The following is a 21,895-nucleotide window of genomic DNA, read 5'->3' on the forward strand; positions in this document are numbered from 1 at the left end:
CTCATGATTTTATTTAAATATCTATTTCTAATTTTTTCATTTCTGCCAGAATATAGTTCGTCACTTCTTCGCCGGTTTCTAGATTTAGAGCTGTTTGCGCAATGGCTTTTGCATCTTCATAGCGAACACTACGAATGATTTTTTTAATTTTCGGAATGGAAAAAGCACTCATGCTAAATTCATCAAGACCCAGTCCCAATAGCAGAATGGCTGCCATGGGATCTCCCGCCATTTCGCCACACATTCCGGTAAAACAATTGGTTTGATTATTTGAAACATTTGTCACCAGTCTGACAAGACGCAAAATTGCAGGATTAAATGGATCGTACAGATAAGCCACATCCTGGTTCATCCGATCAACAGCAAGGGTATACTGACATAAATCATTGGTACCGATACTGAAGAAATCCACTTCTTTTGCAATAATATCAGCCGCGATAGCTGCCGAAGGAATTTCAATCATGACTCCAATTTTAATCTTTTTATCATAGGGTATATTGACTTCATCCAATTCCTTCATACACTCGGATAATATTGCTTTTGCCTGTCTAACTTCTGTAATGGAGGATATCATCGGAAACATAATATAAGCATTTCCATAAACACTTGCTCTTAATATTGCCCGAAGTTGAATTTTGAAAAGTTCTACCTCTTTGAAACAAAGACGGATTGCACGAAGTCCTAAAAATGGATTAGCTTCATCATCCATCGATAAATACGGAAGTTTTTTATCACCACCAATATCTAATGTTCTAATGATAACTGGGCCATTGGGAAATGCTTCCAATGCCGAGCGATAGGCTGCTAGTTGTTTTTCTTCCCCTGGCATCGTATCACTGTTCATGTATAAAAACTCGGTGCGAAAGAGACCAATTCCTACTCCACCATTTTTTATTACGCCATCAATATCGTTAGTTTCCCCTATGTTTCCAACTAATTCTACCTTGTGTCCATCCAGAGTGATCGCTTCAAAATCTTTCAGTTCTTCTAATTCTTTGCGGTATTCTTGATATTTTTTCTTTTCTATTTTGAAGTTTTCCGTTTGTTCTGCATTTGGATTTACTGTCACCTTACCTTCCAGTCCATCGACTACAACGATATCTCCCGTTTTTACTGTTTTTGTGATATCATATAGTCCCAGTACAGCAGGTATTTCCAAGCTTCTTGCGATGATAGCCGTATGTGATGTCCGACTCCCAATATTTGTCACAAAACCTTTGACTCGTTTTTTATCCATCTGAGCTGTATCCGATGGGGTAAGATCATCTGCAATGATGATCACATCCTCATCCAGCCTTGATAAATCAGCCTGAACAATACCCAAAATGTTTTGCAATACCCGCATCCCAACATCTTTTATATCGAGTGCTCTGGCACTAAAATAAGGGTCATCCATTTGATCAAAGATCGCACAAAATCGATCAGTCACAATTTTAACAGCATAATCTGCACTTAAATGATTATCATTAATTTCAGCTTCGACACCATCTGTAAACTCCGGGTCTTCTAAAACCATGGCATGTGCTTCAAAAATAGCGCCCTCTTCATCTCCAAACTCACTGACAGCCTTCAGCCTTATGGTTTCAATTTGTTTATGACTTTCCTTTAGTGCGCAATGAAATCTTTCCAGTTCTCTCTGAGCATCATTTACTTTGTTCTGATTGACCTCTACCACACTTTTTTCGTAAACAAATGCTTTTGCAATCGCAATTCCGGGTGATGCAATAATTCCTTCTTTAACAAACATCTTTTAACGCTCCTTTTTTTAAAGGTATTTAGATCTCGCTTCTTCCTTCAAATGCTTTGATCAATGTAATTTCATCTGTATATTCTAAATCAGCTCCGATAGGAATCCCTTTAGCAAGACGTGTCACCTTTACTCCCAGGGGGCTGATAAGATTACCTAAATACATGGCCGTCGCTTCGCCTTCAACAGTTGCGTTTGTTGCCATAATAACTTCTTTGATATCGTTTTCTCCAATTCGCAGCAAAAGCTCCCTAGCCTTGATATCCTGTGGGCCAATACCGTCTAAAGGTGAAATGGCACCGTGCAGCACGTGATATAGACCGTTGTACTCCCGTGTTTTTTCAACTGCGAAGATATCCCTGCTATTTTGCACAACGCAAATTGTTTCTTGATCACGCTTTGGATTTTCACAAATATCACAGATTTCTTTATCCGTAATATTAAAACATTTTTTACACAATACAATTTTTTGTTTTGCTGATACGATCGCTTCAGAAAGGCTTAATATTTCTTCATCGGATAAATTAATAATATGAAACGCCAGTCTCTGCGCTGTTTTTTCGCCAATACCTGGCAGCTTTCCTAGTTCAAGAACTAAGCGTTCCAGGGTCTGCGGATAATAACCCATCAATAAACCTACATAAGACCCGGAATGTTCATACCACCGGTGATTTTTCCCATCTCCGTATTGACCATGTCTTCAGCTTTTGTTATTGCTTCATTGACTGCTGCTATGATAAGATCTTCCAGCATTTCAATATCATCCTCATCAATTACTTCCGGATCAATTTTTATCGACAAGACGGTCTTCTTTCCTGTTGCAACGACTTTAACGGCGCCACCGCCAGCAGTGGCTTCAACTTCTCTTTCTTCCAATTCACTCTGAAGTTTTTCCATATCTTGTTGCATCTTTTGCACTTGTTTCATCATATTATTCATATTTCCGCCACCCATACCACCGGGCATACTGCCGGGCATTTTTCTTTTAGCCATTATATATCCTCCTACGTTCTTTTTCTAATCTTAATATCGAGACTATTATAACACTAAAGCATCACGGATATCACTATCTTTTTTTAGTAGATTTCTGCTTAACTCATTCATTTTTTATTATCTTTACGTCATCATTATTCACAATGCGTCGTGTTTTTTCAGTCAAATCCATTTTGCTGAAATTGTCTTCCTCAAGTCTTACCGCAACTGTTATTTTTCTCTCTGTTGCTTCTGATAAAATGGTTTCGAAACTTTTGATAAATTCCGGTTTGTTGACAAACTGAAAATAATTTTTATTTTCAGTTGTATAAATAATATCCAGGTGATCGTCATTTTGTAATATTGCTTCACCACGTTTTAAAAACATGGCCTGAGCTGAATTTGTCTTTCCTATTTCATCACATAATTTTTTGAAAAACCTCATTTCATCATGTTTTGACCCATTGTTTTGGGGAAGCTTCTTTTCTTCATTTTGAACTTTCTTTTGTGATTCCGCTATTACCTGTGTTTGTTGTGGAATTTCTTTCTTTTCTTCATCGTTTTCAATCTTGATGATTTCAGGTGAGATTTCCTCCACACTTGGTTTTTGTGTATCGCTATGCTTCTCATCAATTGTTAAACGATCAATTTTATAATTTGCCTTTGGTTCTTCTTCAATTGTCTTTATCTCTTTTTTTGTACTCTGCATTTTTTTTTGTTTTTCAGTATCTGGCGCTTCATCTTCAAGGCAAAGTTTTAATAACGCCATTTCTACGATTATACTTTGCAGACTGCTATATTTCAATTTATTTTTTTCATCAATTAATTGTGTAATCATTTGATAAAGCTTAGCGAAGGTTATTTTTTCGGCTATTTCCCGGTAAGCTTCAAAATCTTCGGTTGTACAAATCAAAATATCTTTCGCGGTCTCCTTAGCTGTTTTTGTAATTAATATCCCCCTGAGATACTCAATCAGTTGATCCATTAATAACAAACTTTCTTTACCATGACTGACTAAATCTCTGAGACTTACTAAAACGCCGCTGCTATCGCCTTTTATTATTTTTAATACCAGATCATGAATGTTCGTTTTATCCGCCATACCGGTAAATGCCAGTAATTCATCAAATGAAACGCACCCTTCACTGTCTTTTAAATCGATGATTTGGTCCAATAAACTGAGCGCATCACGCATGGAATTTTCGCCACGAGTTGCGATAAAATCAAAGCTTTGTTCACTCATGGTAACGCCCAGATCATTACAGATCTTTTTCATTTGTCCAATGATCAATGCTTTCGGAATAGGACGAATCTCATAGCGTTGACATCGTGATAAAATTGTTGTCGGACATTTATTTGGTTCCGTGGTTGCCAATATAAATACGGCATGTGCCGGAGGTTCTTCCAATGTTTTCAGCAAAGCATTGAATGCTTCTTTTGTTAACATATGCACTTCATCAATAATGTAGACCTTGTATTGACCAACGGTTGGCGGATATTTTATTTTTTCACGAATTTCACGAATTTCATCAACGCCTCGATTTGATGCCCCATCTATTTCAATGATATCCATTACGCCGGGCCGATCTATTTTTAAGCAAACTTCGCATTGATTGCAGGGGTTTCCATCAATGCTATTTGGACAATTAATTGCCTTTGCAAATATTTTAGCTAATGATGTTTTTCCAGTACCCCGGATGCCAGAAAAAAGATAGGCATGTCCGACACGGTTATACTGGATTTGATTTTTTAATATCCGTGTTATACTATCCTGTCCCACAACTTCATCAAAGGTTTTGGGTCGATATTTTCGATAGAGTGCTAAATATGCCATATTTTCCTCTTCTTCTTTTTTTCTTTTCTTTAATTATATTACAATCCACTTTATTTGTATAGTTCATCAATAAAAAAGAAGCTCCCCGTTATCCAAGGAACTTCAAGTTGATGATGATCTTCACCCTACCGATCAATTATAAATGAATCGCTACATTAGAAAGAAAGGTAATTCTTTTTCTTTTTTGGCTTGTCTTTTACGTTCTTTTTCATCTTGTGCTTTTTGACGCTTCTGAGCCAATTCCTCCCTAATCTTCTTTTCTGTCGCAATTGCTCTTTCATTCGCTTTAGTTGTCATTTCCTGCAATTCTTTCGCTTTTCTTTTTAGCTCTTTTCTTCTATTCTCTTCAGCCTCTTCTTGTGCCTTAACTTTGGCCTCTGCCTCTGCTTTAGCTTTAGCTTTAGCCTTCGCTTTAGCTTCTGCCTTCGCTTTAGCTTCTGCCTTCGCTTTAGCTTCTGCCTTCGCTTTAGCTTCTGCCGCTGCTTTGGCTTCTGCCGCTGCTTTCGCTTCTGCCGCTACTTTCGCTTCTGCCGCTGCTTTCGCTTCTGCCGCTGCCTTTGCTTCTGCCGCTGCTTTCGCTTCTGCCACTGCCTTTGCTTCTGCCGCTGCCGCTTTCGCTTCTGCCGCTGCTTTCGCCTCTGCCGCTGCCTTTGCTTCTGCCGCTGCTTTCGCTTCTGCTGCCGCTTTCGCTGCTGCCGCTGCTTTCGCTTCTGCTGCCGCTTTCGCTTCTGCCGCTGCTTTCGCCTCTGCCGCTACCTTGGCTTCTGCTGCCGCTTTCGCTTCTGCCGCTGCTTTCGCTTCTGCCGCTACTTTCGCTTCTGCCGCTGCCTTTGCTTCTGCCGCTGCCTTTGCCTCTGCTTTCGCCGCTTTTTTCACTTCTGCTTCTTCCGTTTTCGAATTATTGTCAATGGCTGCTTCAGACTTTTCATCATAGACTTTAAAAGTACTTCCTACTTTTTTTAGAAAATCATCAAACTTTCCCACTTCTTCATTCCCCACTTCACTTGAATTCGTTGTTTCAGAACTATTTTGAACAGCCGTTTCTTTAATTAATTGTGATTTAGGTTTGCTTTTTCTAGCCATGATAATCTCCTTATATGCTTTTATATTTATTTCGTTCTATTTTTTATAAATGGCCTTGGAGCATTTATAAAAAATAAAAATCTTGTGTATAAAAAACAAATGACCGAAGCCATTTGTTTTTTATACATTATAATTTGTTATCTTTGTTAAAACAGGATATTTCGAATATCCTTATGAGGAGATGCGATAACCGAGTAACTCGTTATGAGGTTCGATTCCGCCATATCATTTTTAGCCGTTTGTATGGCTGATTTAACAGAAGATATTTCACCAGTGATTAATACAAAGCCTTTACCACCCAAGCCTCTAGCAATTCGAATTTCAATAAGCTCAACATTTGCGGCTTTCGCACAAATATCGGCTACTAAAATAGAAGAGATTGCATTAATCGTTTCAACAATACCAAGAGACTTCACATCGCTGATTTCACCTGCACCTAACATGGCAGGTAAAACATCATCATGAATATTTGGTATTACATAGGATTCCAATACAAAGATACCGCCTACATGCGATCCATTCTTTATTGACGCTTCAACGGCCCCAACATCTCCAGCAATAATACTTACATATTTTCCTGGACAAAGAGGTGACGCCATCAGCAGCTCAACATTTCCGGATTTCAGCATTTCATCAGTGGCTTCTATGCCAAGTGGAATACTCTTAAATTCCATAAAACCAACTGCTTTATTCAAAATACCACTTCTTTCTATACTGTGAATGAATTTAGACTAAATCAATAACAAATTTGTCTATGCGACGAAAATTAATCCGCCTAAAATTACTAAGTTGATTGTTTGCATAACAAAAATTGTGCAGGCAGGGGGGTCAATATGAGTATCTGCATGACTATTGAAAGTTCTAAGAATAAAATCACCGAACCACATTGTGAACATTCCTGTAATTGCTGCACCAATAATTGCTGCAACTGGACTTAATGTAGCTGTGAATATAATAACTGCAGTTGACGCAGCTGGATAACCGACATGATGCCAGCATTCAAATCCAAATCCACAAGTAATAAATACCAAAGTAATGGCAGCAAAAGCAAAGAAGATTGTTGGTGCCATTTTATACAGATACAAAGCTGTTTCAGATCCACCAACTAAACCAAGGTTTCCTAAAGCAGAAACAACGCCACCACTTAGAAGTCCAAGGCCTAGACCCATCATCAGAACAAATCCTAAACGCTGGCCTTTAGCCACGTATTCACGTGTTTCTCCAGCCGGAGTTTTTCCTGTAAGGCCGGTTTTGCCAAATACTAAACGAACGATAATAGCAGAAAGTACAACAGTGCAGGCAACCGTATCAGTCCAAGCTGTTGCGCCTGTACCAAGGATACCAGAGAAAATAACTGGTCCCAGAAGTGCAGAAACAATGTATTGAATGATAAAGCCGATCATACCGAAAATACCACCAACGAGTAATACCATCGGATCACCAGTTGTTGCAAGTGGTGTTACGATATCTTGACCGTTTTCAATAAGATTTCTTGTTTTTGCAAATGCTGAAGCGGCTACGCCACCGGCAAATGCAACGTGTGGTCCAAAGGCCGGACCGAAAGCAAATAGTCCAATCGCTGGTGCGCCAGCTTGTCCGCCCAAAATAGCTGCCAAGGCAGCTAAACCACAGATAATGAATGAGTTTAACCCACCAAGCATTGTTGCCAGCAGGCCGCCACCAAATGCAGCGATTAATAAAGTAAAGTCCATAATTATCCTCCTTCTAAAATAAAATTTCAGGCCTCGATAGTGATTTTTTCACTATCCACGGTAATAATCTTACCGCTAATACTTGCAAAAACTTTTGCGCTTAGTTTCCCGTCTGGAATGTCAGCGACGAGTTGTCCTCTTTCCACTTGATCTCCAACTTTTACCACAGCCATAGCAGGAGCACCTATATGTTGTGACAGTAATAGGTTGACTTTAGTAAATGTTTTATCCGTTTCAACCATTGGTGCCGGAAGATCATACTTCGTCAGTCCCAATCGTGATATTAAACGGTGCACATCAAACTGTTTGCCTTCTCTGAATGGTTCGGTTGCCGTCGGAGCATTGTGATGAGGATTTTTTATCCCTTTGCTTCCAAGTTCTTGTTTGAGCATGGTATTGAACTTCCAAGGTTGTAGGTCCATTACACATGCATATTGACATAAGCCACATGCACAGCATAGAAATGCATTTGTAGCTTGGGTGGTCGTATCACAGGTTGAACCATATGCAGCAATTCGCATAAGTTTATGCGGTTGCAGATTATGTCCTAATGCATATCGAGGACATAATTCGGTGCAGTAATTGCATTGCATGCAAGCCATTCCCGCCATTTTCATGGTTTCCTTTATAGACTTTGTTTTAGAAAGAATCAAGGAATGATCCTTTGGTAACACAATAAGTCCTTTTGTGGTTTTTGTAATCGTTGACTCTAGATCGACGATTTTCCCCATCATCGGCCCACCATTTATTACAACATAATCATCAATGGTCGTTCCTCCGGCTAATTCCAATGCTTCACGAACAGTGATACCCAAAGGTACTTTTGTTGTGATCTTATTCTTAACCTCTCCTGTCAGTGTTAGATAAGTATCTGTAACAGGAATATTGTCGATTAGTATATCATAAATATTCAAAAGTGTCTCGACATTTATGACTAAAGCGCCGACATTTAACGGAATTCCACCTTCTGGTACAATTCGTTTTGTAGTCTCATAAACAAGGACCTGTTCATCACCTGCCGGATAAAAGCTCTTAAGCTGATGCATTCTAATTCCGGGAAATGCGGGCAATTCTTTGTTTAATGCTTCAATTGCCGGTTTATAACTTTTTTTCAGACCAACGATACCTTCTTTTGCTTGTGTGTGATCCATAACAGCTTGAAGAGCTGTTAATATTTTAACAGTCTCCAACGCCATTAATTGTTGATCAACGCGCAATAATGGTTCGCATTCTGCACAATTGACAATAACTGTGTCAACTGTGCAGTTTATTTTGACATGGGTAGGAAACCCCGCCCCGCCAGCACCAACGATGCCAGCGCTTTGTACCAATTCAACTAAATTTGCGCTCATGAACAACACCTCTATTATTTAATATCAAATCCTCCTACTAATGTACATCTTCTTTTTCGAGTAAATGTCTTAGCAGATGTTAGACCTTCGCCAGTAGGTCCGGCAATTGTAAAGGTTGTATATCCTTCACCTCCAACACCGATACCAGCATATGAAGGAGCATTTTTAACAAAAATAGTACACTGCACTCTTTTTGCCATTTCACTTAAGTTGTTAACATTTGTTGAATGCATAATCGCTGTATGCCTATTTCCATGTTCCAAATTAACGGCAACTTCGATGCCTTCTTCAATATCTTTAACTCGAACAATTGGCAGAATTGGCATCATTAACTCTTCAACAGCAAAGATATGATCTTTGCTTGTTTCCATCATAACAACACGAACTGAAGAATCTACTTCAATGCCAATACCCTTAAGAATTGTTATGGCATCTCGGCCAACATAATCCCGGCTTAAGCGGCCATTTGGATAAACAAGCTCGGCTAATTCTTCAATTTTTTTAGCGTCTTTTAATTCATAAGCGCCATTCTTTTTCATATTAAAGATGAGATAGTCGGCTACCTGATCAACAACAACAACTTCCTTCTCAGCGATACAGGGAAGATTATTATCGAAGCAACATCCATCAACAATATCTTTAGCCGCTTTTTCAATATCCGCTGTTTCATCTACTAATGCTGGTGGATTACCAGCACCTGCTCCAATTCCTTTTTTGCCACTTTGCAAGACAGCTTTTACTACCCCAGGACCACCGGTTGCACAAAGCATGGTGATCTTATCACTTGAAAATACTAAATTAGCACTTTCAAGCGTTGGATTAGCTGTCGTAACAATTAAGTTTTCCGGTCCGCCTGCTTCTAAAATCGCTTTGTTTAAAAGTTTTACACACAAAGCATTTGTTTGTTTCGCACTTGGATGGGGAGCAAATACGACTGTATTTCCACCGGCCAACATCCCAATTGAGTTATTAATAACCGTTTCACTGGGGTTTGTTGAAGGAGTGGAAGCACCAATCACGCCGAATGGAGATTGTTCATTTAAGGTTAAGCCATTATCTCCGGTCCACGCTTCAGCAACAAGATCTTCAACACCTGGTGTTTTATTAATAGCCAGCTGGTGTTTAATCAACTTATGTTCATAATTGCCCATGCCTGTTTCTTCAACAGCCATGTGGCATATTGTTTCCATATTTTCTTTTTTCAGCATTTCTGCTCTCATGGCTGCAATTAATTTACTTCGGAATGCCAACGTTTGTCGCATATATGACTTTTGTGCTATATATGCCGCATCAATGGCGTTTTGCATATCATTAAATACACCTAGCTCGCCATCTTTTAGTGTCCTGCCACTTTCCTCTGCGCAATCAATTTCTGCCATTACTTTTTTTACAATATATTCTATACCTGTTGTATCAATATTCATACTAGGTACCTCCTGGATCAAGTTAATTTTTTTGTCTTATTTTAATGCTGCTAGTCCAGCTTGTGCAATGGTCATGTCTTCATCAACCGTTCCCCCGCTGACACCAATCGCGCCAATGATTTTGCCATTGTATTTCAACGGATATCCGCCGCCAAATACAACCATGCGACCATTGTTCGTCCATTGAATACCGTAAAGAGAACCCTTTTCTTTTACAAGACCGGGAAGTTGATCAGTTGGCATTTTCAGTGCATTGGCTGTGAATGCCTTGTTCACTGAAATATCAATGCTTCCCAGCAGTGAATCTTCCATCCGTTCGAAGTAGGCCAGATTTCCACCCGTGTCAACAACTGAAAAAACGATTGGGACATTTATTTCTGTTGCTTTAACTCTGGCTGCCGCAGCCATTTTCTTTGCTAAAGTCAGTAATGAATAGTCAACCTTCTGATATTTTGCATCAACTTCAGTTTCTTCTATTTGTCCTAACACTGCTAATTTTTCTTCAACCCGGCTGACAACTTCTTTGATCAACCCGTAAAATTCTTCTGTGCGCGCCAAAACAAATAGTGTATCTGACAATCGGTTCACAAATTTCACCAGTTCCGGTCGGCTGCCTTCACTTTCGCGATTGTATGTTACAATCAATCGCTCGCCTCTTCTCACGATGGTTCGAGCAACATGGAGTGCTGCCGATGATGAGTTGGCACCGGGAATAATGAATTTCTTTTGCGGTCCGATGATTGCTAAATAATGATCCAAAACATCTTCCATATAATCAACGTCATCCTGGGTAATTCTATCCGTTAACATCAACTTCCCTTTTTCATCACTGGCAAGCTCCGCACCTAATACAAAAATTCTCTTTTGCAAATAGTGCAGGATTTCACGGATTTCCTCGTCTTCGCTAAGTGAATAGGCCAGCCCCATGGCTGAATTTGCTTCGTCCATGGTTCCATATGCATCAACACGGATATCATCCTTCGGTGTCCGACTCGACCCGAACAGGCCTGTCTCACCTTTGTCCCCGCTTCGGGTGTACACATTCGGCATTATTTCACCTCACTAAACGATCTGAATTTCATCAACAATACCAACGATGGTCATATCCAGTGGCGCCATCTTATCACCGTAAACATAGCGGGCATTACTGCCTGATGTCACAATAACTGTTTCGCCAATGCCTGCCCCTACGGAGTCTACGGCAACGGCTGTTGATTGACTTGAATATTTTTCATATTCGCCATATTCATCAATTTTTTTAATTATCAATAGTTTACAGCCCACAAGATTTTTGTCTTTTTGAGTTGATACTACGTTTCCAACTACTTTTGCTAACTGCATAAATTCACCACCCTTGTTAAATCCTTATAATTTGTAGTCCAAATGTATTAATGGCTTCTACAGCATATTCTGTCACAATCGATCCAGCCGGTATTTTAACCACTTCTGCATCCCGTATTTTTAAAATGTCCGAACGCGAGATAACTTTTTTATCTAAAACACATTCGCCACTTTTTGCGGTGACCGCTGGTCTTACTGCTGGTTCTATATTTTCAGGAACAGCTGTGCCTGCTACAATTAATTTTTTCTTTACTGTGGGGGTTCCACTAACACAAGTAGTGTATAAGTCTTCACCATTTACTAATTGCATTCCAAAATCAGAAAGTGTATCCATATTATTGATTAACATTTGACGATACTTCTGAGGTGATTTTCCCATTCCCAGTTCCGCTCTTTGCGGATCATCGGGATCACAGGCATTTTTCGCCGCAATCACCGGAATACCAGCCATAATGCCATGATTAATAATTGTTAGGAACACCGAATCTGTTACACCTGTTGCGATTTTTGCAGCAGTATTGATGCTCATCGTTCCAATAATAAGGACTTCCGCGGAACTGTACAGTTCCTTTTGGCTTTTGATATTTCCACTGTAATAAATTTTATCAAGATTTAATTCTTTTTGGATAGCATCCGGATTTAATACCTTCATGCCATCGTCAGAAAGGACAACTTTTAATTGCCAACCATCTTTTTGTAATTTCAACAGTGAATCCATCGACTGCCTAAAACCAATTGCGCCTCCGGTAAAGAACACAACTGCTTTTTTAGGCTGATTTTTTATTCGCCTGATAACCTCATCAACAATCTTCTGGATTAAAATATCCATCAAACCGTCGTCGAGCATTTTCTTCATGTCCAAATTCTATCACCACATTTCTTACCTTTGACAATTAAAGGCGATCCCTAGGGGAGTTACCAATAATGGTTCTACTGGTTTGATCGTTTTAATACCCGTTTCGGCTTCAAATACTTTTTCAAAATCATCGAAAATACAGGCACCGCCAACCACATAAATCACATCGACATCGTATCCCGAAATAGCACGATTGACAATGGATGCCATCTTTTCTACAACAGGTTTGATAATCGGAAATATTTTTCTTTGTTCTTCGTTCCTCTTAAGTTCCTCTGCTTCTTCAAAGCTTATATGATGAAAACCGGCCAGTACAAGACTCATATGCGTACCCCCTGTTGCTTCATCAGCTGTGAAAATTACGTCACCATGTCTGAGAATGCTGATCCCGGTGGTTCCACCACCCACATCTACAACAGCACCATCCTGAATGCCGAGAACTGTAGCTGCAGCCGTTGGTTCATCGACAACATTTGTGACAATGAAGTCTGCTGAATCAACAACATTAGAGATAATCTTTGCATTTCCTGCCATGATTCCAGGCGGGATGGCTGTGGCGGCCTTGGCATAAGATAAATCTACGCCTATTATTGCTTCTACCTCAGCTTTGAGTTTTCGTACAATTTGACTCGCTCCGATATAGTCAACGACAATCCCATCGCGGACCACTGACGCTCTTTGAGTAGCTCCGGCAATGGGACGATTATTCTCGTCAACCACTGCGATAACGATATTTGCAGTACCAAGATCCACGCCAACTTTCAGTTCGCCGGTATAAGGGTTGGCTTTTTTTTCACGGATTAGTTCTGCAAACTCCAATATTGCGTCATTACCAGATTTCCAATCCATTATTTCACCTGTTGGGGATTATTTTTAAATAATCATCATTCTTTAGTCCTGCTGCATTTGCCTCATCCGTATCAAGATGCATTTCATAATCATATTTATCCGATACCCTTGCCAGCACATTACAGAAAATTGTTTTACGAACACCACATGTCTCTACACTGACCCAGTCCTTGTCTTTAATATTAAGCCTAGCTGCTATATCAAGAGGCATATGAATGTGTCTAAGTGCGACCATCACGCCTTTATCAAGTGCAATTTTTCCGTTTGGACCTTCTAAAGTAATTCCTGGTGTATTTTCAAGTTTCCCTGATTCACATACTGGTGCTTGGATACCCAAAATTCTGGCATCTGTTAAAGAAACTTCAATTTGGCTTTCTGGCCTAGCCGGACCCAAAATCCGAACCTTTTCAAAGCACCCTTTTGGTCCGATAACTTTGACAGTTTCCTTTGCTGCATATTGTCCGGGCTGCTTTAGGTCTTTTATATTGGTTAGCTGATAGCCCGCCCCAAATAATGTCTCAATATCCTCTTGGGAGAGGTGAATGTGCTTGTTTGATATTCCTAAAACGACTCGATTTGGACTATCTTTTTCATTTATTAGTTTTTTGACCGTATTAATGACGATCTGTTCAATTACTTTTTTTTCATTTTCGTTCATAATTAACACCTCTTCTACAAAAGATCACTTATGTCTGAATCGCTGAGAATAGCAATTAACATTTTACTCTTCTTCAGTTTCTTCTCTTTTTTCTTCAATGGCGACTTCTGCTTCTGGCTCTTCAGGCAATGTATATCCAACTGTTTGGCTATTGTAAATTAATTTTTCAATGTCTTCACTCGGTCGTGCAATTACAATACTTGTAAAGCAGCCTCGACCTTTTGCACAAGCAGCGGTGGCAGCTTCAACAGCTGCTTTTACGGCGCCAATATCGCCAACCACTTTTATGGTTGACATACCATCACCGCGACACGCTTCATAACCAAGAAGTCTTACATTTGCTGACTTTACTGCCGCATCTGCTGCTTCTATTGCCGTGGCCAACCCGATAGCTTCAATTAGGCCTACAGCCTCTTTTCTACTCAAATTAGCCCCTCCTTACGACAGTTCTGTATTATCAAGATTTTTAAATGGCATCCTTTTTACCAGACGAGCCGCATTGCTTCCAATTGCTCGAAGCGTCGTATCATCACTGTAAGCCGGTATTCTGAAGATTGGTTGATCTTCCTTTAATTTGATGAAATGAAGGACCACTTCTTTTTCAGTAATACCGATGCCAACACCAAGATTTGATAACTCTGCTCCTCTAAAGGCAAGCTCCACGGGATCGGCTTCTTCCATTTCTACAACTAAAAAGGGTATGCCTTCCTCTTCAATACCATTTAATACATTGTCAACGACCTTTTGATAAGTAATATTTTTACCATGCAATACCATAATTTCCGGTTTTGGGGCATCGAAATTCATACGCATATTACACACCTTCTTCGTAAGCAAGAACTAAGCCAGTGGCTACTGCGTTACGTGGGCCCTCAATCCCTCTAATGTTTGCCCGACCTGCTACAATGCTGTGTTTTGACAGTACATCTGTTACCAATTGGGGAATTTCAAAATCTAACGCTGAACCTCCAACTAGAGTAACAAATTCAATATCACGCACGTTTCCGGTGGGACTAACTCGTTCTAATGAACGAATTGCATTTGTAACAAACACTTTTGTTTTCGCGTCTCTACGTATCGTTCGAATCCGTTCCAGTGAAACATTGCCTGGGATCGGCATCATTCCATTAGGTGTCAAGATAACAACACGTGCAAATGCTGTTGGGTCAAGTGGTTTATCAAAAAACTGAACGGTTCCATCTTCATGACGAATATGGAATAAACTTTCAACTTTTGCTAATGGATATTTTTTTATATCTTCCGCCAAGCCCATATCCTCGTATCCTAATTCGGATGCGATCAGCAGGGTAACCATGTTGCCGGCACCTGCTAAATGGATAGACTTGATTTCGCCAGCCTTATTTATTATTGCTGCATCTGTCGATCCGGCACCCATATCGATAATTGCTAAAGGTTTGTCACTGCCTGGTGTTGTAAGTGCGCCGCGAATGGCCATATCGGCTTCAACGCCTCCTACTTCAACTTTCACGCCAAGTTCAGTTTCCAATTCATGTGCAATCATGTTCATCTGTAATTTATCGGCTTTTACCATGGCAGCAATTCCTACTGCATTTTCCATCGAAAATTCATTTGCCATTCCACCTTTTACGGTTTGTGGCACAAATGTATCAACAGCTAATAAATCTTGAATTTTGATCGCACTGGGAAGTTGCTCTGTCAGGTTTGACATAACTTGTCTAACCTTTTCAAGCATTCCGCCGGCATTTGTGCCAGCTTCACCTTTAATATCTTCTATCGGAGCCACGGAGCGTATTGCCTCCATAATTTTTTCAGCACCATCATCAACATTAATCTCGGCCTTTTTATTAGTTCCCTGAATAATGATTTTTCCGGCTGGTATTTTTCTTTCTTTTACATCTCCTGCCGGAGTTTTAATGATAACTGCTGAACGGTTTCCAATAAGCGCTCGGGAAACAGGAACGACCTGTTTTGTCTCATCAGAAGTTAAATCAAATACGGTGGCAATGCCATATGGGTTTGATAATTGTTCAACTACCGCACCCGGTGCAGCTACCTCAATAGCAGCACGCATGTTCATCGGTACCTTATCAATAAGCGAAACTTCATCAACAATCGGGATCTTTTTGTCAACACGGTTATTAATTAAAACGCCATCATCACGTTGGACAATGGCACCATTCACAAATATGCCGTTCTTCACAGCATGGTTAATAATTTGAGAAGAAGCTTCAAAATCAACTTCTTTCGGGATAATAACGATCACTGATGCGCCTTTATCACAACTATTAACTTCCCTTATGTCTACAGTCACCCCAACACCGATCCCCAATCCCCCTGGTGTAGAGGGATTGTGACCGATCATGGTGGATTCCGTAATGATTGTTTCAGTAATTGTTTCCATGGCTACATCACCAATAACGGGTGCAGCTTCATTGATACGGATTAAATCAACATTTTCTACAGCCAAACCAGCTTTTTCTAAGGCTTGTTTTAATGAGGCGAAAACTCCATGAATATTTTGGCGTGTTCCTTTCATGCCGGTAGTATTCACGATACCACTGGCAAGGAACTCAGGTTTTCCGTCGACATATCGGGCAAGCGCTGTTTCAGTACTTGCATTGCCAATATCAATTCCTGCAATAATCATATTTGATTCCTCCAAACAAATCCTATACTGATAATCTTAATAGAATTCTTTTGATCTCTTTCTTGCATAATATACTTCTGCTGCTTCAGCTACTAAAGATGCAGAAATAGGTGCTTTGTACTGATCTTTTAGTTCAGCAGCAATAGCAAGCAATTCTTCTTTAGTAGATTTGTAAGGTCTCATTGCATTATAGATTTCCAGCAAACGAGCATCAGGAACAGCGATCAGTTCAGCAGCTCTTCTTAAATTCAATGCGAATGCGCCACGTTTTACTGATTCAGCAACCTGTGCTTGCAATTCAAGGGTTTCAGGGCTGATTCTTAAATCTTCTGCTTTTAAATCGCCAGATAATAATTTATCTAATGTAAGCTCCTTGAATCCTTTACCGCTTGCAGAGTGGATCAATTCTGGTCTTTTATCTCCGATTGGGTAATCTTCCTTGGTAACAGTTCCTGTAGCACATGTAGCGGGAGCTGCAGCGGTACCCATAGAACTCATAACTTGTTTAACAATTTGTTCCAACATTTGTTCTTGTGTCATTCTGGTCACCTCCACTTATACGAATGAAACTTGTTGTTCGACAGGCTTTTTGCCTTCTACAACATGTTCTGTTTCTTTAATATGCAACAATGCTGCTTTAGCTTGATAGGCTGGACGAGCCATCTGGTCATTTTTAACCGGAACTGGCGCTGGACTTTCACCTTTAGCATATTTAGCAGCATTTTTCCCAATTGCTCGGAATGTTTCTAAATCGATCAATGGTGCTTGAGAAAATAATTCCAAGTTACTTAATTGCGGAAGATCTTTCTGATGAATGACAGTCGTTCCTTTTGACTGGATGCCAATACCAATTCCTGATCCACTTAATTTTGCAGCGGTATGAGCACATACGGCAACATCAGAACTTCTATAAACCTTAATCACACGAGCTTTAAGACCTTCTTCTTCAATACCGGCGATCAGTTCTTTAAGAACTTTGTCATGTGGTATACCGACGATTGTTTCATGTTGGTATTCTGCAAAAGCAGGAGCCACAGCAATGATAACTTCATCGGATGCAACGCCTTGTTTTGCATCTCCAATTGGAGTAAGCTTAACAGAACCTGCAGCAGCGGCAACTTTAGAAGGAGCACTTGCGGCTGGAGCGGCGCCAGTCATTTCTTTTAATACATCTTCAATAATGCTTTTTAACATTTGTTCATTTATAGCCATTTTTTTACACCCCTTTCCTTAAATGCTTGCTGGGTCAATAGCCCATGGAATATCCTGGATTTGTGCCCATCTTTCATCACTGATAACATAACCAGTTTTTACTCCATGATAATCGTTTGGATAGTTAACAGCAGAAATACATTCCCATGAAGAACTTAATTTTGAAGCGGTGTGTAGGTAGTCACCAGCAACTTTTTGCAACTGGATATTAAAGATCGATTCAGCAACATCATGCATGCCGCCACGTTCCAAAGCTTTAATAAAGTCAACTGCTGTAGCGCCGCGGCCATATAAATCTTCTACCGATTTTAAATCAGCTACGACATCACGGTCAGGCATATCTTTTGAACCATTTGCATAAGTTGCAGCTTCTACTTCTGCATCAGTGATTTCTGTCAAGCCTAATTCTTTGAAGATTATCTGCATTGCACGGGCACCTTTAGCACGAGCAGCAACAACAGTTTCTTCATCAGCAGGTTGCAAACCACCATCGATTTTTAAGTCACGTTGAATGACATTCCAATCATCATAATCTTCTGCATCCCAGTTAGAACCGGCAAACATATTATCATAGTTTGGAGTTGAGCTGTAACCAGAACAGATATAATCAGTTCCTGGTACCATCTGCATTAATGAACGAGCAACTCGTCTTAAGTCAGAGTGTGTAAAAGTCTGGTCATTAGAAGAAGCACATTCTAAATCTAAACATGCAGCTAATAAGTTTTCAGCTAATACTTCACGAATACCACCTGGAACCCCTGCTGGAACACCGATACAAGAAACAGAACCGTTTTGGCTGCCTTGCACGCCGGCACCTTTAGTAATATATAAACATCTTGCTTCCAGATAAAGCATTGATTTCCCTTCGGCATAACCCATTTGTACTTCTGATCCAGAACCAGATGTAAAACGCATTTTCAAGCCACGAGAAGCGTAGCATGATGCTAAGAAAGCTTTTGAGTAAGGAGTATCATCACCATCCATGAAAACTGCTTCTGTACCATATACAGAAATAGTTTCAGCATAAGCGGTGTAGCCTCTCATACCCAGATCAAGTTCAGTCGCTTCTTCAACGGCACATTGTGTTAAGATACCTGGGCGTCCAACATTTGCACCGACCATAATAGCTAAAGCATTGAATGGTGCATAGCGAGCGATTCCTACGGTTGTTTCCATTTCATCAAATCCACGGATAGCAGCTTCAGCAGCATCAGCAGCGATTTGAACCATATTATCTTTTACGTTGGTAACATGACATTGGTTAGAAGGCATTAAACGCGCTCTCATTTTACTTTGAGCCATCATCATTTCTAATACTGTCATAAGTCCAAGTACTTCTGTTATTTTAGCAGGTGTAATTGAGGTGGTAATATCAACACATATTGCTCTTGGAACATTTATATCAACAAGCATATTGGCAATTTTCAAAGAATCCATTGCCATATATTCTGCTGCTTTTTCTTTGCGGATACCGAAGTTAGCGATAAAAGTATCAAGCATATCAAATTCTGCTCGTTTTTTACCATCCATTTCTACGATAACACCATTTTCAATGCATAAGCTTGGAGTAGGATCTCCAGGATTATTCATAGCGATTAAACCAACCTCTGGCCATTCTTTAACGAAACCGTCCTTTTTAACTGGACGAGCTGCTAAAGCTTCAAATCTTTTTGACTTCATTGTCTTCATTCCTCCTTCTTTCTATAGAAAACTTACAAACAGCTACTTAAATATAAGGAGTTGTAGTTGATGGGCATGGACCGCCAAGAGCTTCTAAAGCTTGTTTTCCAACTTCTCTAGCAGCATAGATTGCTTGACGAACTGCACCAGCATCGCCTGTAATGAAGATCATTGACTCGTTTGAGAATTTTGTTCCGCCGTTATCTGGTGAAGCATAACCAACAAGATCTACATTTGCAGCTTTTAAAGCAGCATCAGACATTAAAACGCCAATACCGGCTGGAGCACCAACGATGATACCAAAAGCTCTTCCGATAGGAGCAGCGAATACGTAGTTACAAGCAAAGCTTGCTCTTGCTGTATATTGGAATTCCAAATGACCAGCAGCGTTACCATATACATCACCGAAGGTTCTGTTTAAATCATTTAATGCGACTTCAACAGCTCGTTTAGCATCAGATACATCTTCAGCGCCAAAGATAATTAAAGAGCCATGACCTGCGCCGCCTTCAGTATCTCTTGCAAATTCTACAGAAACGATTTCTGAATTAGTAGCTTTTACAGCTTCATCAGCAGCGAATACTTGAGGACCAGCACCAGTTCTAGCGGAGAGGATACCAATAGATCTGTATTTAGGATCAATTTTCATTGCTTCATGTAAACCTTTGTCTACGTTTGCAATTACAAAACCAATCGTGTTTCCAACTGCCGTTCCAATGAATTCAGTCAATCCACAAGTACCTGTTGCAGCAGCAACCGTGCCTGTTTCTTCAACCTCATCCATTTTCTTCATAACTTCTTCCATCAATTTGTTCATTAAATCATCTTTCATTAATTTACACCTCCGTAATTATAAAATTTTATAGACTTGGTAAAATTTTCTCCACATCACCATGTGGTCTTGGGATTACGTGTACTGAAACAACTTGTCCAACTTTATCAGCTGCAGCAGCACCTGCATCAACAGCTGCTTTAACAGCTCCAACATCTCCACGAACCATAACGGTTACTAATCCTGAACCGATTTTTTCGTAGCCCATTAATGATACATTGGCTGATTTTACCATAGCATCTGCTGCTTCAATTGCAGCAACTAAACCTTTGGTTTCAATCATCCCTAAAGCTTCGTTTGTCATAAGCTTCATCCTCCTTAATTTCAAGATTTTGTTTCTGAAACTACCTATATTTTAATGCAAAGTCTATGATAATTACTTGTGCTATTCTTATAAAATTATTGATCCTTTCTTTTAATTAGCTTGAAAACCTCAAAATATACCTCTTTTTATTATCTTTGTTAAAAAGTGAGTGGAATATTTTGTCTATCACTTGCACTTTATTGCAGCTACTTTCTTTTTGCAGGGAAAAAAAAGAACAGGTCTACCCTAAGGCTTTCCTGTTCTGTATTTTCAACTTATTAATTTGCAGTTCAATTTAGGAAACTACTCGTTGCTTTTCTAAATAATTTTCATCTTTTGAAATGTTTCCCAGGTTGTTTTCTTCCAAAAGCTCACCTCTGCGTTCCTTTCGATACTCAGTTGGCGTCATGCCAGTGCTCTTTTTAAACACCTTGCTAAAATAATTTGGTTCATGATACGAAAGATCCAAGGCAATGTTAATAATTGGGACGTCTGTATTGGCCAGCATATCCTTAGCTATTTCAATTTTCCGCTCAGTGAGATAGGTCACAAAGTTTACCCCGGTTTCTTTTTTGAAAATTTTACTTAGATAATAGGAGCTCATATTTGCATATTCACCCACTTGATCCAAAGAAATGTCTTTGTAACAGTTCCGGTCAATATAGTTTAGAATATCTTCAATATTATTTTTTCTTGTTTCCTTGTTGTCCAGCATCTTATCAAATACTTTATCAATTGTTTTCATGATTTCTATCTTTAAATCATAACGATTTTTAAATCCGTTAATAACTTGCATATTGTTATTGGAACATAGCGGACTTGTCAGTTCATAACCGCACATATCCTTAGTCACAATATTAAGTTCTTCCATGAAATGTCGAATCTCGACTTGAACGGATATGATATCGTAAGTGTAATAATCATAAATCATATCCAGATAATTGATTAGGGCATTTCTTGCATCACTGTATTTTTTTTGAATAACTGCAAAAATAACTTCATTCATCTTTTCATCGAATCGCTCTTTCGCATTATTTTTTAATGATGCGATGCTCTGATTGATTGAATCCATTAGTTGTTGCGGCCGAATGGGTTTTAGAAGAAAATCATCCACACGTGCTTTAATAGCCTGATGATCAAAGTCAAATTCATTAAATGCGGTAATCAGAATAACTTTCTTTTCATGATCTTCTTTTTTGATCATTTTCAAAACATCAATGCCATTAATTTCAGGAATATTAATATCCAAAAGAATAATATCTGGATTCAAACGACGAATTTCCTCTATGGCTACTAACCCTGAGTATGCTTCACCGATAACTTCAATATTATCACTGTGTTGATTAATAATAAGTTTAATCGCTTCTATCTCCAAATGTTCATCTTCAACTATAAACAGTTTATACATTT

The 21,895-nt window shown here is 39.4% G+C and carries 23 protein-coding genes; all 23 read right to left on the reverse strand.

Annotated features, from left to right (window positions below; all coding sequences use genetic code 11):
- Positions 1 to 13: 13 nt before the first annotated feature.
- Entirely contained in the window at positions 14 to 1,747 is a 1,734-nt protein-coding gene (ptsP, locus tag FZC41_RS05365; protein ID WP_148566375.1) for a phosphoenolpyruvate--protein phosphotransferase, read from the reverse strand.
- A 28-nt stretch (positions 1,748 to 1,775) separates the two neighbouring features.
- Positions 1,776 to 2,375, reverse strand: coding sequence for a recombination mediator RecR (gene recR, locus FZC41_RS05370; RefSeq protein ID WP_148566376.1), 600 nt, complete (start codon positions 2,373 to 2,375; stop codon positions 1,776 to 1,778).
- Between the two features lie 8 nt (positions 2,376 to 2,383).
- Positions 2,384 to 2,740 carry a YbaB/EbfC family nucleoid-associated protein gene (locus FZC41_RS05375; protein WP_148566377.1) on the reverse strand — a complete coding sequence of 119 codons (357 nt, stop codon included), beginning with the start codon at positions 2,738 to 2,740 and terminating at the stop codon, positions 2,384 to 2,386.
- 103 nt (positions 2,741 to 2,843) lie between these two features.
- Positions 2,844 to 4,553 (reverse strand): DNA polymerase III subunit gamma/tau, encoded by a 1,710-nt coding sequence (gene dnaX / locus FZC41_RS05380; protein WP_148566378.1) that lies wholly within the window; start codon positions 4,551 to 4,553, stop codon positions 2,844 to 2,846.
- A gap of 150 nt (positions 4,554 to 4,703) precedes the next feature.
- Positions 4,704 to 5,636 (reverse strand): hypothetical protein, encoded by a 933-nt coding sequence (locus tag FZC41_RS17510; RefSeq protein WP_186855126.1) that lies wholly within the window; start codon positions 5,634 to 5,636, stop codon positions 4,704 to 4,706.
- Between the two features lie 146 nt (positions 5,637 to 5,782).
- Positions 5,783 to 6,331, reverse strand: coding sequence for a BMC domain-containing protein (locus FZC41_RS05390; RefSeq protein ID WP_170253861.1), 549 nt, complete (start codon positions 6,329 to 6,331; stop codon positions 5,783 to 5,785).
- A 57-nt stretch (positions 6,332 to 6,388) separates the two neighbouring features.
- The gene (locus tag FZC41_RS05395; protein WP_148566379.1) at positions 6,389 to 7,348 is read right to left on the reverse strand and encodes a DUF7973 family transport facilitator; all 960 of its coding nucleotides are present in this window, start codon (positions 7,346 to 7,348) and stop codon (positions 6,389 to 6,391) included.
- A 26-nt stretch (positions 7,349 to 7,374) separates the two neighbouring features.
- On the reverse strand, positions 7,375 to 8,700 hold the full coding sequence (locus tag FZC41_RS05400; RefSeq protein WP_148566380.1) for a 4Fe-4S dicluster domain-containing protein: 1,326 nt from the start codon (positions 8,698 to 8,700) through the stop codon (positions 7,375 to 7,377).
- 14 nt (positions 8,701 to 8,714) lie between these two features.
- A complete protein-coding gene (locus FZC41_RS05405) occupies positions 8,715 to 10,124 on the reverse strand; it encodes an aldehyde dehydrogenase family protein (RefSeq protein WP_148566381.1) in 1,410 nt (469 codons plus the stop codon).
- A gap of 36 nt (positions 10,125 to 10,160) precedes the next feature.
- A complete protein-coding gene (locus FZC41_RS05410) occupies positions 10,161 to 11,174 on the reverse strand; it encodes a cob(I)yrinic acid a,c-diamide adenosyltransferase (protein ID WP_148566382.1) in 1,014 nt (337 codons plus the stop codon).
- Between the two features lie 12 nt (positions 11,175 to 11,186).
- Entirely contained in the window at positions 11,187 to 11,465 is a 279-nt protein-coding gene (locus tag FZC41_RS05415; protein WP_148566383.1) for a EutN/CcmL family microcompartment protein, read from the reverse strand.
- Positions 11,466 to 11,481: 16 nt separating this feature from the next.
- Positions 11,482 to 12,321, reverse strand: a complete 840-nt coding sequence (locus FZC41_RS05420) for a flavoprotein (RefSeq protein WP_243136663.1) — start codon at positions 12,319 to 12,321, stop codon at positions 11,482 to 11,484.
- 24 nt (positions 12,322 to 12,345) lie between these two features.
- A complete protein-coding gene (eutJ, locus tag FZC41_RS05425) occupies positions 12,346 to 13,170 on the reverse strand; it encodes an ethanolamine utilization protein EutJ (RefSeq protein WP_148566385.1) in 825 nt (274 codons plus the stop codon).
- Between the two features lie 4 nt (positions 13,171 to 13,174).
- Positions 13,175 to 13,828: a phosphate propanoyltransferase gene (gene pduL, locus FZC41_RS05430; RefSeq protein ID WP_148566386.1), complete on the reverse strand. Its 654-nt coding sequence runs from the start codon at positions 13,826 to 13,828 to the stop codon at positions 13,175 to 13,177.
- A gap of 63 nt (positions 13,829 to 13,891) precedes the next feature.
- Positions 13,892 to 14,254 carry a BMC domain-containing protein gene (locus FZC41_RS17710; protein WP_148566387.1) on the reverse strand — a complete coding sequence of 121 codons (363 nt, stop codon included), beginning with the start codon at positions 14,252 to 14,254 and terminating at the stop codon, positions 13,892 to 13,894.
- 12 nt (positions 14,255 to 14,266) lie between these two features.
- Positions 14,267 to 14,641: a glycerol dehydratase reactivase beta/small subunit family protein gene (locus tag FZC41_RS05440; RefSeq protein ID WP_148566388.1), complete on the reverse strand. Its 375-nt coding sequence runs from the start codon at positions 14,639 to 14,641 to the stop codon at positions 14,267 to 14,269.
- Position 14,642: 1 nt separating this feature from the next.
- On the reverse strand, positions 14,643 to 16,457 hold the full coding sequence (locus FZC41_RS05445; RefSeq protein ID WP_148566389.1) for a diol dehydratase reactivase subunit alpha: 1,815 nt from the start codon (positions 16,455 to 16,457) through the stop codon (positions 14,643 to 14,645).
- 36 nt (positions 16,458 to 16,493) lie between these two features.
- Positions 16,494 to 16,997, reverse strand: coding sequence for a diol dehydratase small subunit (locus FZC41_RS05450; protein ID WP_148566390.1), 504 nt, complete (start codon positions 16,995 to 16,997; stop codon positions 16,494 to 16,496).
- Positions 16,998 to 17,012: 15 nt separating this feature from the next.
- On the reverse strand, positions 17,013 to 17,669 hold the full coding sequence (locus FZC41_RS05455; RefSeq protein ID WP_148566391.1) for a propanediol/glycerol family dehydratase medium subunit: 657 nt from the start codon (positions 17,667 to 17,669) through the stop codon (positions 17,013 to 17,015).
- 18 nt (positions 17,670 to 17,687) lie between these two features.
- Positions 17,688 to 19,349 carry a propanediol/glycerol family dehydratase large subunit gene (locus tag FZC41_RS05460; protein WP_148566392.1) on the reverse strand — a complete coding sequence of 554 codons (1,662 nt, stop codon included), beginning with the start codon at positions 19,347 to 19,349 and terminating at the stop codon, positions 17,688 to 17,690.
- 46 nt (positions 19,350 to 19,395) lie between these two features.
- Positions 19,396 to 20,181 carry a propanediol utilization microcompartment protein PduB gene (gene pduB, locus FZC41_RS05465; RefSeq protein ID WP_148566393.1) on the reverse strand — a complete coding sequence of 262 codons (786 nt, stop codon included), beginning with the start codon at positions 20,179 to 20,181 and terminating at the stop codon, positions 19,396 to 19,398.
- A gap of 28 nt (positions 20,182 to 20,209) precedes the next feature.
- Complete coding sequence (pduA, locus tag FZC41_RS05470; RefSeq protein ID WP_014356948.1) at positions 20,210 to 20,485, reverse strand: propanediol utilization microcompartment protein PduA; 276 nt, start codon at positions 20,483 to 20,485, stop codon at positions 20,210 to 20,212.
- Positions 20,486 to 20,780: 295 nt separating this feature from the next.
- Entirely contained in the window at positions 20,781 to 21,893 is a 1,113-nt protein-coding gene (locus tag FZC41_RS05475; RefSeq protein WP_148566394.1) for a response regulator transcription factor, read from the reverse strand.
- Between the last annotated feature and the right edge of the window lie 2 nt (positions 21,894 to 21,895).

Origin of the sequence: Acetobacterium paludosum (assembly GCF_008086595.1) — a bacterium.
Lineage (GTDB): Bacteria > Bacillota > Clostridia > Eubacteriales > Eubacteriaceae > Acetobacterium > Acetobacterium paludosum.